The following is an 18,732-nucleotide window of genomic DNA, read 5'->3' on the forward strand; positions in this document are numbered from 1 at the left end:
ACACGATGATGCGCTGCTAGTTCAGTGGCTCGGCCCCGGCAATGCTCGTAGCACTCGCCATCCGCCAGACCGGAGTCCTTGCCATGAAACGGTTCCTAGCCCTGCTGCTCGCGCTGTTGCTGTGCCTCCTGCTCATGCCTGGCCCCACGGCGGTCGCGGTGCCGAGCGGTGCCGCGGTCCGTAACGGCGGATTCGAGTCCGGTGCGCTCACCTGGTCGACGTTCAACGGCACGGTCGAACAGGGCAACGCCCGGAGCGGTACGAAGGCGGCCCGTCTCGCCGGCGGTGAAGCCGGGTTCGAGCAGGTGGTCTACGACCTGCTGCCCAATACCACCTACGTGTTCTCCGGCTATGTGAAGACGGACTCGCAGGAGGCGTGGCTGGGCGTGAAGAACTACGGCGCGGGAAGGCCGGAGGTCAACGCCCGGATGACGTCCGCGTCGTACAGCCGCGGCGGCGTCACCTTCACCACGGGCGACGGCCAGCGGACGGCGATCGTCTACTTCTTCAAGGCGACGACCGGCAACACCGCCTATGGGGACGACTTCGAGCTCGTGCAGAGCCAGCCGCGCCCGGACGAGCTCGCCACGAACGGTGGTTTCGAGAACGGCATCGACGGGTGGGGTACCAACAACTCGGACGTGGTCGCCGGCAATGCCAGGTCGGGCGCGAAGGCGGCCCGCATCAGTGGCGGCGAGGGTACGTTCGAGCAGACGGTGACCGGTTTGCGCGCGAACACCAAATACCGGCTGAGCGGTTATGCCAAAACGGATGCCCAAGAGGTATGGATCGGCGTCAAGAATTACGGTGGAACCGAGGCGAACACGAAGTTCACCTCGGCCGAATACACCCGCGGTGACGTCATTTTCACGACCGGTCCGGCCTCGACCTCGGCGATCATCTATTTCTTCAAGCATTCGGTGGGCAACACGGCCTACGGCGACGACCTGAGCCTGGTGGCGCTCGCGCCCGGGCTACCCGCAACCTGGACCGAGGGATCGATGGCGAGTGTTTTCAAGGACTCGACCGCGACCCCGCAATCGGGCCGGGCGATCAATCTTGTTGCGGCGCGCAACGAGTACGAGTTCGGCCAGATCGCGATGCGCTCGGCCGGTGCCTTCGACATCCAGTCGGTGACCCTGCCCGACCTCGTGGCCGGTAGCCAGCGAATCGCGGCCGCCAACCTGCGCTCGAAGTTCGTCGACTACATCTATCTGACCCATAACTCGCACTACACCGCGAATCCGAGCCGCCAGGCGCCCGGGTACTTCCCAGAGTTCCTGCTGAACGATCGCAGTCGGGCCGTTCCCGGCAACACCACGCAGGCCATCTCGGTCACGGTATTCGTGCCGGCCGAGACCGCGCCCGGGATCTACCAGGGCACCGCGACGGTTTCGACCAGCGCAGGCGACGTACGGGTGCCGATTCGGGTTGAGGTCGCAGACGTGACTCTGCCCGAGCCAGCCGACTCGGCGCTCACCTATGCGAACTACACCCAGTTGTTCGGTTTCGAAGGCACCGGTGACCAGATCCCGATGTACTACCCAGGCGTCGTCCAGTACAGCCCTGAATGGCGTGCCTTGATGCAGAAGTTCCTGGCCGATCTGAAAGAGCACCGAACCAACGGCCAGTGGATCCCGACTATCGACTTGTTGTCGGATGGCGGCTCCAAGGTCGCCGCAGACGGCACGGTGACTTTCCGCTGGGAAAGGTTCGATGAGGTCGTTCAGATGCTCCTGGATGCAGGAGTGGTCAAAACGCTCATCGGCGAGAACCTATTGCTCAAGCCGGGTGGAGGCCGCTACGGGATCTGGGGCCTTCGCAACTCCGGTGGTACGACCGTGAAGCAGATCCTGGACTACGAGACGGCTGAGGCGAAGAACTTCAGCAGGCAGTACCTCACCGCGTTGCGGGCTCACCTGGTCGAGAAGGGCTGGCTGAGCCGGTGGTACCAGACGATGAGCGATGAACCCGATACGACGGGCATGTACGACACCTGGCGCAGGGCGTACGACGAGCTGGTGAAGGTCCACCTGGCAGGGGTGAAGATCACGACCACGCTGAACTACCCGCCGAGCCTGTCCACCGGGACCTTCGAAGACCGGCTCAACGTCTACGTACCGGTGCTCAACCAGTACGTCGCCGACCGCGAGTTCTACCAGGGCCGGCAGGCCAAGGGGGACGAGGTGTGGACGTACATCTGCACGGTTCCGCGCGGGCAGTTCTACAACAGGTTCATCGACATGCCGCTGCCGCGCATGCGCTTCATGAACTGGTTCAACTTCGCCAACGGCGTGACGGGCACCCTCTATTGGGCGTACAGCAACTGGAAAGAGCCGGTTGCGGAGTGGGCGACGCCGGGGGACACCTCAGTGGTCTATCCCGACGCGGCCAACAACACCTTCATCGGAACCCTGCGGCACGACGCGATGCGCGACGGTGCCGAGGAGTACGAACTGCTGGCCATCCTCAAGAAGCGCGATCCCGCGCTAGCGGCGAAGCTCGTGGAAGCGGTGGCGCCGACGGCCGGTGATGCCGCCCAGGACCGGGTCGCCGGTAACCCGCCCGTGGATACGTCGTACCTCGCGGACAAGCACGACCAGCTCGTCAGGGCCGCCGCAGGCCAGGCAGTCGCCGACAAGACCATCAGCGCTTACGACACGATCGAGGCGGAGAACTTCAGTAGCCAGCGTGGAGTCTGGCGTGAGGACACCAGCGACCTCGGCCGGGGGCAGCACGTTGGTGGCGGCGGTATCGGCGACGAGATCTCCTACGACCGTGTGGACTTCGGCGCCGGTGGCTCGGTCCGCTTCGATCTGCGGGCGGGAACCGTCTGGAACGGAACTGGCGTCGAGCTGCGACTCGATAGCCCGACGGGACCCGTGCTCGCTTCGGTGGCTGCTGCGAATACCGGTGGCTGGCAGACGTTCGCGACCAACCGAGTGACGCTGACGGCTCCCGCCGGCGTACACAAGGTCTACGTCCGCTACACCGGCTCGATGAACGTCAACTGGCTGAAGTTCACCCAGCTGACGGGCAATCTCGCGAAGGACGCAACCGCCAGCGCCTCGTCCGAATACTCCGCGCAGTACGCGGCCGCCAAGGTAAGGGACGACGTTACCAACGAGTGGCAGAACGGCGAATGGGCCTCGAAGGGTGAATCCAACCCGTGGGTGCGGCTGGACTGGCCGGCCGCGCGGACCATCGGCGAGGTGGTGCTGTTCGACCGGAACAACCCGTTCGACGACGCGCGGGCGGGCACGCTGACTTTCAGTGACGGCACCTCGGTCCCGGTGACGGGGATACCGGCCGACGGGGACGGCTTGAGCGTGAAGTTCCCCGCCAAGACGGTCAGCTGGATGCGGTTCCAGGTGACCGACGGGAGAGGCGCCAACGTGGGCCTGTCGGAGCTGCAGGTACGCGCTGCTGCGGCGTCGTGACGGTACGGATGGGACCGTGTGATCGGCGTGTGACACATGGGACTGCAGTGGTTGTCGGGGTAGCCTGCTAGACATGGCGACCCGCACGTCTTCCCCGGCGCGGGCGCGGAAGTCGACGGCTCGGCGCCCGAGTACCACCGGGACAGCGGCCGCTGGTGGACGCGCTCGACCGTCCGGCGCCCAGAAGCGTGGGCAGAGCTCGAAGCGCGGTAGTACCCCTGCCGCGCGTACGGCCGCGCCCAAGTCCGGCGCAGGTCCCTTCGCGGCCGCGATGCTCGGCCTGGGCCGGTTCCTGATCCGCTGCTGGCTCGGTTTTGCGCATCTGATCGGTGGCATCGTGCGCGGCGTCGGCCAAGGCGCCCGTGACCTCGATCCCGCGCACCGCCGCGATGGCGTCGGCCTGACCCTGATCGGCCTGGCCGTGGTGGTCGCCGCCTCCGTCTGGTGGGAACTGCCGGGCAAGGTCGGCGACGTGATCCGGACCGTGGTCAGCGGCAGCGTCGGCCTGCTCGGCTGGGCCATTCCGCTGATGCTGGTCTTGGTCGCGTGGCGCACGCTGCGCCATCCCGACCGGAACGGGCCCGCCGGCCGCCAGGTGATCGGCTGGGTGTCGGTCTCGCTGGGCGTGCTCGGGCTGGTCCACATCGCCAACGGCATTCCCCGCCCTGGCGCGCCGAGTTCCGAGGGCACGCTCGCCGAGGCCGGTGGCGGCATCGGGTACTTCGTCTCGTCCTTCCTGTCCGACCTGCTCACGCAGTACGTCGCGGCGCCGCTGCTGGTTCTACTGACGATCTTCGGCACGCTGGTGGTGGTAGGCACTCCCGTGCACGCCATTCCGTTGCGCGTCCGCGCCGCGATGGACGTACTGCTCGGCCGGACCGAGATCCCAGCCGAGACACTCGCCGCGGACGAGGCGGAGCGGGCCGAGACGGGCAAGCCCAGCCGGAAGTCCAAGCGGGCGAAGCTCGACGAGGACGACGAGTTCGTTGGCGACAAGCCGTACGAGTCGCCGGTGCTGGAGGGTCGCGAGATCTTCAAGCGCGGCAAGAAGTCCAAGGCGGCGGCCGAGCCGATCGAGCCGCTGGCCGACGACCTGGACGCGGATACCGAGATCAACCCGATGGGCTCTGGGCCGATCGGCTCGGCACCTTTCGGCGGTGCGAGTGGCTCGGGCGGCTCCGGCGGCTCCGGCGGCAAGAAGGACTCGGCGAAGGCCGAGCCGCCGCCGCATACGCCGTTGCCGCAGCGGGTCGAGCAGCTCAGCCTGTCCGGCGACATCACCTACACGCTGCCCGACGGCCAGATGCTGAAGCCGGGTTCGGTGCACAAGCCGCGGACCAAGGCGTCGGACGCCGTCGTGGGCAAGCTGAGCGAGGTGTTCGAGCAGTTCGGCATCGACGCGCAGGTCACGGCGTACACCCGTGGCCCGACAGTCACCCGGTACGAGGTCGAGCTGGGCTCCGCGGTCAAGGTCGAGAAGGTCACCGCGCTCAGCAAGAACATCGCGTACGCGGTCGCCTCGGCCGATGTGCGGATCCTGTCGCCGATCCCAGGCAAGTCCGCGATCGGTATCGAGATCCCGAACACCGACAAGGAGATCGTCAGCCTCGGCGACGTCATTCGCAGCGCAACGGCGCGCAATGACCACCACCCGATGGTGGCCGGGCTGGGCAAGGACGTCGAAGGCGGTTTTGTCGTCGCGAACATGGCGAAGATGCCGCACCTGCTCGTCGCCGGTGCCACCGGCTCGGGTAAGTCGTCGTTCGTGAACTCGCTGATCACCTCGATCCTGATGCGGGCCACGCCGGACGAGGTCCGGATGGTGCTGGTCGACCCCAAGCGGGTGGAGCTCAACAACTACGAGGGCATTCCGCACCTGATCACGCCGATCATCACCAGCGCCAAGAAGGCGGCCGAGGCGCTGCAGTGGGTCGTGCGCGAGATGGACATGCGGTACGACGACCTCGCGGCCTTCGGATTCCGGCACGTCGACGACTTCAACAAGGCGGTGCGCGGCGGCAAGGTGCATCCGCCCGCGGGCAGCGAGCGCGTGCTCACGCCGTATCCGTATCTGCTGGTGATCGTGGACGAGCTGGCCGACCTGATGATGGTCGCGCCGCGCGACGTCGAGGACTCGATCGTGCGTATCACCCAGCTGGCCCGGGCCGCCGGTATCCACCTGGTGCTGGCCACCCAGCGACCCTCGGTCGACGTGGTCACCGGCCTGATCAAGGCCAACGTGCCGTCGCGACTGGCGTTCGCCACCTCGTCGCTGGCCGACAGCCGGGTCATCCTGGACCAGCCGGGCGCGGAGAAGCTGGTCGGCCAGGGTGACGGTTTGTTCCTGCCGATGGGCGCGAGCAAGCCGATGCGTATCCAGGGCGCCTGGGTCACCGAGAACGAGATCCGCGCGGTCGTCGAGCACTGCAAGGAACAACTGCAGCCGACCTACCGCGAGGACCTGACGGCGCCGACGGGCCCGGCCAAGGAACTGGACGACGAGATCGGCGACGATCTCGACCTGGTCTGCCAGGCGGCCGAGCTGATCGTGTCGACGCAGTTCGGCTCAACCTCGATGCTGCAGCGCAAGCTCCGGGTCGGCTTCGCGAAGGCCGGGCGGCTGATGGACATTCTGGAAAGCCGGGGCGTGGTCGGGCCGAGCGAAGGCTCCAAGGCCCGCGACGTACTGGTCAAGCCGGACGAGTTAGAGGATTTCATCGCCACTCTGCGAGGGATGTGATGCTGTGATGTCCGCTCCTACTTCCAGTCCGGTCGCGATCCCTTCCCCGGGTGTACCCGTGGCCGAGCCCACGGCGTACGAGTTCACCGTGCGCTCGTCGTACCTGCTGCACGGGCTGATCGCGGGTGGCGGCGTCCTGGTCACCATCGGGTTCGTCATGACCGCCTCTGCCACTCCCGGCGGCGTACTGCGCTGGATCGCGGCGGCGGCCTTCGCGGCGCTCGCGCTGGTCGCCGGCCGTGCCTTGCTGGTGAGCGCGCTGCTGGTCGCGGACGAGGTCGGCATCCGCCTGCGCGCCGGTGACCAGTGGATCGGCGCACGCTGGGAGGAACTTGAGGAAGTGACCGTGCTGCCGCGCCGCAATGTGCTCGACGACGGCCGGATCGCGCTGCATCTGGAGGACCCGGGACCGGTCGTGGCGGGCTTCACCGGCAGGGCCCACAAGCTCGCGGATGCTAACCGTCGGTTGACCGGATCGTCACTCGCGGTACCGTTCGGTCTGACGGCTAGGCCGTCGGACGGGGACGTGCTCGCGGTTCTGCGCCACCTGGCCGATGGCCGCTGCCCGATCAGGGAGCAGCTCTGAGCGGGGGCACACCGTCCTGACGGTGGAGAGGAAGGTGGGGACGTGAGCGTCGGTGAGGAGCTCACGGCGGCCCGCGTACGGGCTGGGCTGACGATCGAGGAGCTGAGCGCGGCAACGCGGATCAGACCCGGTCTGCTCACCGCCATGGAGGCGGACGACTTCGTCCGCTGCGGCGGCAACTTCTACGCCCGCGGGCACATCCGGTCGATCGCCAAGGTGCTCAACACGGATCCCGCGCCGCTGATCGAGTCGTTCAACGCGCAACAGGCCGAGCCGGAGGTGGATCGCAGCCGCCGCGAGGAACGCGCCGACGCCAAGCCGCCCACGGTGCATCCGGCCCGCCCGCGCTGGGCCGTCGTACTCGGCGCCATCCTGGTCGGCCTGCTCGGCTGGGGCATGGTCCGCTTGTTCACGCTGCCGAACGACGTCGAGGCCAACGCCTCCAAGAACACGCCTGGTCCGGCCGTGGTGACGAAGGTGATCCCGAAAAAGCCGGTCACGAAGCCGACGGTCCGCAAGACCGCGACCAAGCCGGTCGCGCCCAAGACCGTGCGGGTGACGCTGACCGGAATGGGCGAGGGCAGTTACGTCTCACTGCGCAACATCAAGAAGGGACGCCTCTTCGACGGCATCCTGCGCTCGGGCTCAACCCAGTCGATGACGTACGGCGGCGCCATCCGCGTAGACATCGCCCTCCCCAAAAACGTGCGCGTCTACGTCAACGGCCGCCTGGTAAACCCCAAAGTTCCCCGCTACCTGGTAACCCTGACCGGCAAAATCGAAGCCCGCCCTTAACCACCCCAGGCCACCACCCAGACCCATCACCCAGGCCTTTCACCGAGTCGGCTCCGTCACAGAGCCGGCCCCACCACCGAGTTGGGAGCCGGCCCCAGCACCGAGTTGGCCAGTCGCCGAGACAGCCCTGTCGCCAAGCTGGGCCCGCCACCGCAGGACGCGTCCAGCCCAGCCTCGTCTACCTGTCGCCTCTCGACGCTCGTCCGCGCTTCCACCTGTAGCCACCTCGACACTCGCGCCGGTCTTCGGGCCTTGCGTCGAGCGCCGCTACTCGTTGGTGCTGGTCCTCGCGATCTCGTGCCCCTGTACGTCGGCCGGCGTACAGGGTCGTGTCGCCGACTTGTCGGTGCCCGGGTTCGGCTCTGCCACGAGTGGTCGGGGTTGAGCGCGCGTACGTGTGCGCGGGCGGGCGCGGGGGTCGCGAGTGGTCGGGTCTGCGTGTGCCCGCGGGCGCGGGCGTGTTATCCGGGCGCGCCGTGGGGTCACGGGGTGTGCCGTTGGGGTCGTTCGGGTTGGGCTGGCGGAGCGTGAGCAGTCATACTCGGGAGCGATGACTACCACTCCCACCACCGTCGCCCTGGTCACGCTGGGCTGTGCCCGTAATGACGTCGACTCCGAGGAACTGGCCGGCCGCCTGGAGGCGGGCGGTTTCCAGCTCGTCGACGACGCCGCCGATGCCGACACCGTGGTGGTCAACACCTGCGGCTTCGTCGAGGCCGCGAAGAAGGACTCCGTCGACACCCTGCTCGCGGCCTCCGACTACAAGAACGGCGGCCGCACCCAGGCCGTCGTCGCGGTCGGCTGCCTCGCGGAGCGGTACGGCGAGCAGTTGGCCGAGGCCCTGCCCGAGACCGACGCGGTACTGGGTTTCGACGACTATGCCGACATCTCCGACCGGCTCCGGTCGATCCTGGCCGGCGAGCAGCACGTCTCCCACGCGCCGCGCGACCGCCGCAAGCTCCTCCCGCTGGCCCCTGCCGACCGCGCGGGCGCTGCAGGCGTAGCCATTCCCGGCCACGGAAACCCGCACGCTCCTGACGCCAACGCCAACGCCACGGCCGACGGCTCCACGACGGCCGCTGCGCAGTCGGGGGCCACCGCCGCCGCGTCCGCCGTGACGGCTGGTGACGTGTCGCCGGGTCAGGGCAAGGCGATGCCCCTGACGAGCGAGGAGAGCAGCTCCCAGGAGGCCCGCGAGGCCCTTCTTGCCAACGCCCGGGCCGATCTCACCATCGAGGCCCCGGATCTCCTGAAGGCGCCCGCCTCCGGCCCGCGAGTGGTACGTCGCAGGCTCGACGGCGGTCCCGTCGCACCGCTCAAGCTGGCCTCGGGTTGTGACCGCCGCTGCGCGTTCTGCGCGATCCCGGCCTTCCGTGGCGCCTTCGTGTCCCGGCGACCGACTGAGGTGCTCGGCGAGGCCGTCTGGCTGGGTGAGAACGGCGTCCGCGAAGTTTTCCTGGTCAGCGAGAACTCGACCTCCTACGGCAAGGACCTCGGCGACCTCCGCCTACTGGAAACCTTGATCGGCGAGATCGCGAGCGTGCCAGGTCTGACCCGGGTGCGTGTCTCGTACCTGCAGCCGGCTGAAATGCGCCCCACCCTGATCAAGGCGATGACCACGACACCGGGCGTCGTTCCGTACTTCGATCTCTCCTTCCAGCACGCATCCGGCCCCTTGCTGCGCCGGATGCGCCGTTTCGGTGACGCCGAACGCTTCCTCGAACTGATCGCGCAGGTCCGTGCCGCGGCCCCGACCGCGGGTATCCGCAGCAACGTCATCGTCGGATTCCCGGGCGAGACCGAGGAAGACGTCGAGATCCTCTGCGACTTCCTCACCCGGGCGGGCCTCGACGCCATTGGCGTGTTCGGCTACTCCGACGAGGACGGCACCGAGGCCGAGACCTACGAGAACAAGCTTGACGAGGACACCATCGCCGCCCGGCTCGACCGGGTCAGCCGGCTGGCCGAGGAGGTCACCGCTGAGCGTGCCGAGGCGCGCCTGGGGGAGACCGTTGAGGTCCTCATCGAGTCCCTCGACGACGACGGCACCGCCGAAGGCCGCGCCGCCCACCAGGGCCCGGAGGTCGACGGCAGCACCACGCTCACCGGCATCCCGGACACCGTTGCCATCGGCGACCTCGTCACCGCCACGGTCGTCGACACCGAGGGCGTCGATCTGATCGCCGAGTTCACCGCTGTCACGGCGCCAACCCGTCCCGCACCGTCTAGTCCTCTCACCACGTCGACCCCGGCCGACGCGACCGGTGCCTCCGCGCAGAATGCGACCGGTACCTCTGCGTCGGACGTGGCTGAGTCGTCTGCGCGCGACTCGGCTGGACCCGCCCCGCGTGGCGTGGCGAACTCAACGGTCGGCGAGGCGGCGACGGGTGCGCCTGTGGCCGCTAACCTGACCGCGTGACGATGCCCCCGACGAACCCGGTACCGCGTACCGCCGGTGCCGGCCAGATCAGTGCGCCCAGTGCGTGGAACGTGGCGAACGCGCTGACCGTGCTCCGGCTCCTGATGGTGCCGCTGTTCGTTTGGTTGCTGCTTCGCGACGCCGGCGCCGAGACGGGCACCAGGCTGCTCGCGGGCGGGGTGTTCCTCGTCGCGATCATCACCGACCGGTTCGACGGCGACATCGCCCGGCGCTGGAACCTCGTCACCGACTTCGGCAAAATCGCGGACCCGATCGCGGACAAGGCGCTCACGGGTGCGGCGTTCATCGGTCTGTCCATACTGGGGGACCTCCCTTGGTGGGTGACCGTGGTCGTGCTCGTCCGTGAGTGGGGCGTGACGGTCCTGCGGTTCTGGGTGATCCGGCACGGCGTGATGCCCGCGAGCCGTGGCGGCAAGTTGAAAACGGTGCTGCAGGCCATCGCACTGGGGTTGTACCTCCTTCCGTGGCAGTCCTTCGCGCTCCTGCACTGGACCGCCGTCATCGTGATGGGTATCGCCGTCCTGGTGACAGTCGTGACCGGCCTCGACTACGTAGGCCGTGCCGTCCGCCTCCGCGCCGCGGCCAAACACCCGATCCCCTGACGCGGCCCATGATCACGCTGCCTCCCGCCGAGGCGCCCTTGGCCATCGCAGGAAAGGTCGGTCCCGCGGGGACCGCCGGGTCGTCCATGGCAGGGCTGGTGACTTCGGGGCGAAGTTCTAGGGAGACGGAAGTGTTGTCGGCCACGGTGCAGGGGCTGGCGCCGCGGGGATAGGCGTGATGTCGTCGAAGCTGGTGTAGGTAGCGGGGGAATGGGCACCGGGCGCGCCGGACAGGCGTACGGTGCCGAGGGGACGGCGGTCGAACGCTGTAGCCGGCGGCCACAGCGTGGCCGGCGAGTTGTTCTTGCAAGGGTGTAGTCGGGTGAGGCTGAGAGGCAGGCAGAGTTGACCGGTCAGGTCGTTGGTGGGTCGCAGCAGGGGGAAACGTCGCCTGCGGTCGAGCAGTTGGTGAAGTTGCTCCGGGACGCGGGAGCGACCGTGGCCACGGCTGAGTCGCTGACAGGTGGGCTCGTCGGCGCGGCTTTCACCGATATCGCGGGCGTTTCTGCCGTCTATCGAGGCGGCGTCATCGTGTACGCGACCGACCTGAAGTCCACCCTGGCCGCCGTACCGGCCGATCAGCTGACTGCTGACGGGCCGGTACACGCCAATACCGCAGTCGCGATGGCCAAGGGCGTCCGCGAACGCTTAGGCGCCACCTACGGGCTGGCGACGACCGGTGTGGCGGGGCCCGACCCACAGGACGGGATCCAGGCCGGCACGGTCTATGTCGCGGTCGCGGGTCCGGCCGAGGTGAAGGTCCAGCGCCTGTCACTCGCGGGAGACAGACTGGCTGTTCGGCGGGGCAGTGTGGAGGCGGTACTCTCCCTCGCGGTAGAACTGTTGGAGGAAGAACCGGAGCCGTCCGCGCGTTAGGACCACCATGGAGACAGGGAGTCCGACACGGCGCGGCACACCGTTCTTGGACGTTGCGATAAGTAGTGACCCGGCAACGGGTACCGTTGGTGGCCACGCTGGGTCTACCGTTCGAGTAGGTTCGGTGCGACAGGCGGAAGGGAGAAACCTCATGGTGCTGGTTCGTGGCCTGCTCGGCGACGTATTGCGGCGTCGACGCCTGCGGCAGGGACGTACGCTGCGCGAGGTGTCCGCCGACGCCCGGGTGAGCCTCGGGTACCTCTCTGAGGTCGAACGTGGCCAGAAAGAGGCCTCGAGCGAACTGCTCGCCGCCATCTGCACCGCCCTCGACGTGCCGCTGTCCGCGATCTTCGCCGAGGTCAGCGAAGACCTGGCTCGCGAAGAGGCGCTGGTCCTGGCGCACCCCGCCATCGAGTCCGAGGTTGTCGCCTCCGCGGCCTAACCCGCCGATCCCAGCAGGACTGGTACGCAGCTTCGCGACCAGCCCTGCTACCACCGCCGCGCACTCGCTCCATGGCGAACGAAGCAGTCGTGCCGCCAGCCTGAGCCGCCATCTGGACAGGGATTCGACGCCGGTCCGGCCGAGGAGGCTGCGGAGGGTGGCGGCGAGTAGAGCGCGGGCACGTCTCCGACGCGGCCGGGTCGCCTCGGCGCGCCCTTCATCCCGCCCGATAACCGCCGTGACCACATAGCTTCCATCGGGGGCTGCGGCCTCGGACCGCGGCTGTCCAACAGCGGCGCTTCGGTGGCGCGCCGCGTGAGGCCTGAGATAGACCTGCCCGGCGCCAGCTACGGGGTGAGCTAGGGCAAGCATCGGATCAACCTCCGGCCCGGGTCGTCCGACTCGGAGATCCAGACGACTTGTAGCGCGGGGATCGGTAGGTCGTCGGCTCCCCGGTACATGTCGTTGGCCCAAAGCAGGTGTGTGGTGGAGTCCGGAAACCGTAAGAGTCGAGGCGGTGAAACGCCCGGTGGATACAAGTCCGTGAGGTTGTCACCCTCGTCGAAGCAGGCGCCGCCCAGCGCCGCCTGTGCAAGTGGCGCGATCGCGGCGTGGCTCTCGAAGTCTCCGAGTCCGAACACGATGAACTCGGGATGGCCGCACTCGCTGAGCCCCATCGTGTAGGCGAATGACGGTTCCCGGATGCCATTTCCGGACACCGTCACCAGCGACCAGCCGACGCTCAGGATCCCGTCACAGATCCGCCGCCAGGTCGCCGCGATCTTCTCCCCGCCACACATTCCGCACATCGACTCCTCCTTGGCTCGCGTTCGAACTAATGTTCGACTCGCCGGAGAAGATACGGCTTTCTGGACCTCGATTCGCCGTTGTCCACAAGGATTTTTCCGGTTCAACACCGAACTGGATGGTTCGGCGTGACCTGCGCCGGTACGAGGGCGCTACATCGCCGCCAGCATGAGAAGTGCACGTCTAGCCGGGTGTCGCTTACGCAGCCGGTCGGCGGGCTGTTGCGGTTGGCAACTGGCGGGTTACGGGAGTTCGGGTTGGCAGGTGGGGCACCAGTAGCTGATGCGTTCGCGGGGTGGTTCGCCGATGGGGGCCGTGCGGATGATTGTGCCGCAGCGGAGGCAGGGGCGTCCGGCGCGTTCGAAGACCCAGGTGCGTTTGCCTGGGCGGTCTATACCGGTGGTGACCTGGGCGACGTTGCGCAGGTTGGCCTTCAGCATTCGGCGGCTGAGGTCGACGGCTGCTCCGAGGTCCACCGTTCCAGCCGGGCGCCAGGGGTGGAGGCCGAGCAGGAAGCAGACCTCGGTTCGGTAGATGTTGCCGATGCCGGCGAGATTGCGTTGGTCCAGCAGGGCCTCGCTGATCGTGCGTTCCGGTTGTGCCTCGAGATTGGCGATCGCCTGAGCTCGATCGAAATCCCGTGAGAGCAGATCCGGCCCAAGATGACCGACCACGCTGTCCTCAGCCGCGGTGGGGACCACTTCCAGCACAGGCAAGCGATAGCCAACGGCGACCCATTTGGCCGTCACGAGCACGACCCGAACCTGGAAGTCCGGCCCTCCGCGCCACTTCTCGCCAGGGCGGTAGAGATGCCACGAACCGTCCATCCGGAGATGGCTGTGAATCGTCACGCCGCCGGAGAGACGCATCAGCAGATGTTTGCCGCGCGGTACGACCTCCTCGACCGTCTGGCCGCTGAAGTCGGTCGTCGCCAGGCTGGGCACGCGGAAATCCGTCTGCTCCAGCACCTGTCCGGCAAGAGCCTGGTGCAGGTGCTTAGTGGCCCGCCAAACAGTGTCGCCCTCAGGCACCCAACCACCTCCCACCCGCCGCCACGCGCCCAACGGTCGCCGCCACGTGCCCCATAGACGGCATCCCGCGCTGGGTGGACGCGGGAAGGTGTCTGGGGGACGTCGGCACGCGGCCGATCGGCGTCGGGACGTGCCTCATGGACAGCGGCACACGCGCGACGGACGACGAGAGGCAAGATGGGAGGGCCGTGGTCGCGATGGCGATCATGCGCGGAGCCGGAGGCCGCGAGGGGTGGCGTGGAATCCGGCTTTGGCGAGCGCGTCGCCGAAGGCCGTATGGCGGACCTGCTCGCCGTCTGCCGTTTCCACGCTCAGTTTGCCGAGATGACCGTCGCGGATCGCCAATGCGAGGGCATCCACGGCCGGTTGAAGCAGGTCCGGGTCGTCGGTGAAGCTGAGGACGGTCCGGCCGCCGCGTTCGACGTACACCACGAGTTTGCCGTCGACCAGCATCACCAAGGCACCGGCCTTCCGCCCTGGCCGATGGCCGCCCGCGTTCTCACGGTCGGGCCAGGGCAGGGCAGCGCCGTACGGGTTGGCGGGGTCTGTCGCCGCGAGCACGATCGCCCGAGCCGTCACCTCGTCCCTGCGGGCGGCTCCCGATCGCGTGCGCCCTCCACCCGCTCGCGGCCCACCCGGGCCGGGCCCGGCAACCCCACCCGCGCTAGATGGGAAACCGCCAGCGGATCCGTAGCCCGACAAGGAGCCTGAGCCAGGCATGCTCGGGCCTGGCTGGGATTGCGAGATGATCGGCGCATCCGGGATATCCGCCAGCGCGCGAAGGCGATCCACCGCGCCCGGCAGGGCGAACTGCGCCGCGCCCAGACCGGCTACGAAGTACCCGCGGCGGCAGCGCCCAGACTCCTCGAACGCGCTCAGCACCTTGTACACGGCGGCGAAACCGCCCGGAGTCCGCTCGGTCATGACCGACCCACGCGTGACGATGCCGTACCGATCGAGCAGGGTCTCTGCCGCTGCGTGAGCCCGGCGGGTCGCGTCCGTACTCCGCTCGGGCAGCAGCGACCATCGCCCGCCAGCCGTCGGTGGACCGCTCCGCGCGGGCATGGCCGCACGACCTGGACGGCCGGGACGAGCGCGTGGCGCCGGTCGACGCGTGCGATGCGAACCACGACCGGCCCCGACGAGCGCACGGACCGGCGCGAGGGTGTCGTTCGTCAGCAGACCGGCCCAGACCAGGTCCCAAAGGACTGTCGTCAGCGTCTGGTCATCCACCACCCCGACGGACGATCCCACCGCATCGCTCAGCTGCCGGAAGAAGAACGCGCCACCTCCACCAAGCGCGTCGAGCACCGCCTGATGGGTCTCGCCTATCTCGAAGGCCGGATCCACGTCAGGCAAGGTCAGCTCGCAGTTGTCCGCAAGATGCAGGGACACCCAGCCATCCGTGCCCGGCAACGACCCGGCCCCGGACCACACGATCTCGCCCGTGGCGGTCAGCTCATCCAGCATGGCGGGGTTGTACCCAGGGACACGCGAAGGCAGCACGATCGACTCCAGGGCCGACGCCGGCACGGCACACCCCGCGAGCTGTTCCACCGCGGCGAGCAGTACGTCGTACCCCCGGCCGCGGCTGCTGGTAATCCCTTGCCACGCGGGCAGGAACCTCGCCAGCGCGCTCGGGTCGACCGGCTCGACCTCCTTGCGCAGCGCCGCGAGCGAACGGCGTCGCAGCAGGCGCAGCACCTCGCTGTCGCACCACTCCATCGCCACACCGCCAGGCAGGAACTCGCCCTCGACCACACGCCCCGCGGCAGCCAGCCGGCGCAGGGTCTCCGAAACCACCGCGACACCCGTACCGAGATGCGTGGCGAGATCCGCCGCGCGGAACGGGCCATGCGTGCGGGCATACCGCGAGACGAGGTCGCCGAGCGGATCGGCCACCGGCTCCGCGTGGGCCTCCGCCACCCCTGGTGGAACCGGAACGCCAAGGCCGTCCCGCAACCGCGCGACATCCTCGACGACGGCCCATCGGTGCTCGCCGGCCATCCGTATCCGGACCACCCGACGCGCCGCGGCCAGTTCCGTCAGCCACGCCTCCGCGTCCGAACCGTCCACCGATCGCTGCGACGCTGCTTCCACGGACAAAGGCCCCACCAGGCGCAGTACGTCGAACAGGCCTTCCGCGTCGCGGGCGCGACGGTCCTCCGCAAGCCGTTGCAGCTCGGCCTCGGTCCGCAGCACCACCTCTGCGTCGAGCAGTTCGCGCAGTTCCGTCCGGCCGAGCAGTTCCGCGAGCAACGACTGGTCCAAAGACAAGGCCGCCGCGCGCTTCTCCGCCAACGGCGTATCGCCTTCGTACATAAAGGCGCCGACATATCCGAACAGCAGGGACTTCGCGAACGGCGACGCCTCCGGGGTTTCGACCTCGACCACGGAGATCCGGCGCTCGCCGATCCCGGTGAGCAGGTCCTTCAGCGCGTTGATGTCGTAGACGTCCTGCAGGCACTCCCGCAACGCCTCCAGCACGATCGGGAAGGACCCGTACTTCGAGGCGACACTGAGCAGCTGGGCGGATCGTTGCCGTTGCTGCCACAAGGGTGAACGTCGGCCCGGGTTACGCCGTGGCAGTAGCAACGCCCGCGCCGCGCACTCCCGGAAACGCGAGGCGAACAAGGCCGAACCACCCACCTCCGTGGTGATCAGGTCCTCGATCTCCGCCGGGTCGAACAACACCAGCTCGGCCCCGGGTGGCGCCTCATCGGTCTCGGGCAGGCGCAGCACGATGCCGTCATCACCCGAGACGGATTGGGCGTCCATGCCATACCGCTCGCGTAGGCGCGCCGCGATCGCGAGGGCCCATGGCCCGTGCACCTGGCCGCCGTACGGCGAGTGCACGCAGACGCGCCAGTCGCCGAGTTCGTCGCGGAAGCGCTCGACCACGATGGTGACGTCGTCCGGCACGCGCCCGGTGGCTTCACGTTGCTCGGCCAGATACGAAACCAGGTTGTCGGCGGCGAACTCGTCCAGACCGCCGTCGCGCGCGCGTTTGATCGCCTTCGCTTTCGGCAGCGCGGCCATCGTGCGCACGAAGGCGCCGGTCGCCGCGCCGAGCTCGGCCGGTCTGCCGACGGCGTCGCCCTTCCAGAACGGTAGCCGCCCGGGCTGGCCGGGAGCGGGGGAGACGAGCACTCGGTCGTGGGTGATGTCCTCGATCCGCCAGCTGGAGGCGCCGAGTGTGAAAACGTCACCGACGCGTGATTCGTAGACCATCTCCTCGTCCAGCTCGCCGACTCGGTGATTGGTCGATTCGCCCACCAGGAACACGCCGAACAGGCCTCGGTCGGGGATCGTGCCGCCGCTTGTCACGGCGAGGCGCTGGGCTCCGGGCCGACCTGTGATCTCGCCGCTGACCCGGTCGAACACGATCCGCGGCCGGAGCTCGGCGAACTCGTCGGACGGATACCGCCCGGACAGCATGTCGAGCACCCCGTCGAAGGCCGATCGCGGCAAGGCGGTGAACGGCGCGGCACGCCGTACCAACGTGAAGAGCTGCTCGACGTCGATCGCCTCGAGGCTCACGATCGAGACGATCTGCTGGGCCAGCACGTCCAGCGGGTTGGCCGGGATGTGCAGGCTCTCGATCTGGCCGTCGCGCATCCGCTGCACGACCACGGCCGTGTCGATCAGGTCGCCCCGGAACTTCGGGAACAGCACACCTCTCGAGATCGCGCCGACCTGGTGCCCGGCGCGGCCAACCCGTTGCAGGCCGCTCGCCACCGAGGGCGGCGCCTCCACCTGGATGACCAGGTCGACCGCGCCCATGTCGATGCCGAGCTCAAGGCTGCTGGTCGCCACGACGCACGGCAGCCGCCCGGACTTCAGGTCGGCCTCGATCAGGGCGCGTTGCTCCTTGCTGACCGAGCCGTGGTGCGCCTTCGCGACCAGCGGGGGAGCGGCCAGGGAGGCGCCGGACTGAGCCATCACCTGTGCGGGTGAGCCCTCGTCGGGCAGGTCGAGGCCGGCCCGCTCGGCGGCGATCTCGTTCAGCCGGGCGGTGAGGCGCTCGGCCAGGCGGCGCGAGTTGGCGAACACGATGGTGGAGTTGTGCGCCGCGATGAGATCGGCGACGTGCTCCTCGACATGCGGCCAGATCGACGCGTGCCGAGGTGGGCCCGCGGCCGAGCCGGAAACCTGGATCTCGGTATCGCCGAGCGCGGCCATGTCCTCCACCGGCACGACAACGCTCAAATCCCACTGCTTCTCGAACGCGGGCTGAACCACGTCGACCGGGTGCTCGCCGCCGAGGAAGCGCGCGACCTCCTCCACCGGCCGCACGGTCGCGGACAGGCCGATTCGTTGCGCCGGTTTGGGCAGCAGCGCGTCCAGCCGCTCGAGCGTCAGGGCGAGATGGGCGCCACGCTTGGTCCCGGCGACGGCGTGCACCTCGTCCACGATCACGGTCTCCACCCCGCGCAGCGAGTCGCGCGCCTGCGAGGTGAGCAGCAGGAACAACGACTCGGGCGTGGTGATCAGCACATCGGCCGGTTTGGTCGCGAACCGCCGCCGCTCCGCAGCCGGCGTGTCGCCCGAGCGAACGGCCACCTCCACGTCCATCGGCGCCTCACCCAGCCGCCGGGCGGTCTCGCGGATCCCGATCAGCGGCGCGCGCAGGTTGCGCTCGACGTCGACCGCGAGCGCCTTCAGCGGCGACACGTACAGCACCCGGCAGCGCAGTTTCGGGTCGTCGGGCGGTGGTGTCGTGGCCAGCCGGTCCAGCGCCCACAGGAACGCCGCCAGCGTCTTGCCGGAGCCGGTCGGGGCGACCACGAGCGCGTCCCGGCCGGCGCTGATCGCGTCCCAGGCGCCGAGCTGAGCCGGGGTCGCGGAGTCGAAGACGTCGCCGAACCACGCCCGGGCGGCGGGCGAGAATCGGTCGAGCGCGCTGGATCTGGTCACGGATCCATCTTGCACGTCGCCACCGACAAAGTGAGGCGAAGCGATTTTGGTCCCCA

The 18,732-nt window shown here is 68.6% G+C and carries 10 protein-coding genes and 1 pseudogene; 8 read left to right on the forward strand and 3 right to left on the reverse strand.

Going from position 1 to position 18,732, the window contains the following annotated elements; genetic code table 11:
• Positions 1–83 precede the first annotated feature (83 nt).
• From ACFFGN_RS13575 to ACFFGN_RS13610, 8 genes and pseudogenes are all read left to right on the forward strand, one after another.
• Positions 84–3,440: a glycoside hydrolase domain-containing protein gene (locus tag ACFFGN_RS13575; protein WP_380047173.1), complete on the forward strand. Its 3,357-nt coding sequence runs from the start codon at positions 84–86 to the stop codon at positions 3,438–3,440.
• Between the two features lie 73 nt (positions 3,441–3,513).
• Positions 3,514–6,180, forward strand: a complete 2,667-nt coding sequence (locus ACFFGN_RS13580; protein WP_380047175.1) for an FtsK/SpoIIIE family DNA translocase — start codon at positions 3,514–3,516, stop codon at positions 6,178–6,180.
• 58 nt (positions 6,181–6,238) lie between these two features.
• Positions 6,239–6,766: a hypothetical protein gene (locus ACFFGN_RS13585; protein WP_380047177.1), complete on the forward strand. Its 528-nt coding sequence runs from the start codon at positions 6,239–6,241 to the stop codon at positions 6,764–6,766.
• A 42-nt stretch (positions 6,767–6,808) separates the two neighbouring features.
• On the forward strand, positions 6,809–7,561 hold the full coding sequence (locus tag ACFFGN_RS13590) for a helix-turn-helix domain-containing protein (protein ID WP_380047179.1): 753 nt from the start codon (positions 6,809–6,811) through the stop codon (positions 7,559–7,561).
• 550 nt (positions 7,562–8,111) lie between these two features.
• A pseudogene (locus tag ACFFGN_RS13595) lies at positions 8,112–9,746 on the forward strand (MiaB/RimO family radical SAM methylthiotransferase); the annotation flags it as partial.
• A gap of 236 nt (positions 9,747–9,982) precedes the next feature.
• Positions 9,983–10,603 (forward strand): CDP-diacylglycerol--glycerol-3-phosphate 3-phosphatidyltransferase, encoded by a 621-nt coding sequence (gene pgsA, locus ACFFGN_RS13600; protein ID WP_380048726.1) that lies wholly within the window; start codon positions 9,983–9,985, stop codon positions 10,601–10,603.
• A 408-nt stretch (positions 10,604–11,011) separates the two neighbouring features.
• Positions 11,012–11,479 carry a CinA family protein gene (locus ACFFGN_RS13605; RefSeq protein WP_380047181.1) on the forward strand — a complete coding sequence of 156 codons (468 nt, stop codon included), beginning with the start codon at positions 11,012–11,014 and terminating at the stop codon, positions 11,477–11,479.
• A 151-nt stretch (positions 11,480–11,630) separates the two neighbouring features.
• A complete protein-coding gene (locus ACFFGN_RS13610; protein WP_380047183.1) occupies positions 11,631–11,921 on the forward strand; it encodes a helix-turn-helix domain-containing protein in 291 nt (96 codons plus the stop codon).
• A 359-nt stretch (positions 11,922–12,280) separates the two neighbouring features.
• Here the strand turns inward: ACFFGN_RS13610 and ACFFGN_RS13615 are convergent, their stop codons facing one another.
• From ACFFGN_RS13615 to ACFFGN_RS13625, 3 genes are all read right to left on the reverse strand, one after another.
• Positions 12,281–12,730: a DUF4262 domain-containing protein gene (locus ACFFGN_RS13615; RefSeq protein WP_380047185.1), complete on the reverse strand. Its 450-nt coding sequence runs from the start codon at positions 12,728–12,730 to the stop codon at positions 12,281–12,283.
• A gap of 240 nt (positions 12,731–12,970) precedes the next feature.
• Positions 12,971–13,759, reverse strand: coding sequence for an Fpg/Nei family DNA glycosylase (locus ACFFGN_RS13620; RefSeq protein WP_380047187.1), 789 nt, complete (start codon positions 13,757–13,759; stop codon positions 12,971–12,973).
• A 204-nt stretch (positions 13,760–13,963) separates the two neighbouring features.
• Positions 13,964–18,676 carry an ATP-dependent helicase gene (locus ACFFGN_RS13625; RefSeq protein WP_380047189.1) on the reverse strand — a complete coding sequence of 1,571 codons (4,713 nt, stop codon included), beginning with the start codon at positions 18,674–18,676 and terminating at the stop codon, positions 13,964–13,966.
• Positions 18,677–18,732: the final 56 nt, after the last annotated feature.

Origin of the sequence: Kribbella deserti, assembly GCF_042434725.1 — a bacterium.
In the GTDB taxonomy this organism is placed as follows: Bacteria; Actinomycetota; Actinomycetes; order Propionibacteriales; family Kribbellaceae; genus Kribbella; species Kribbella deserti.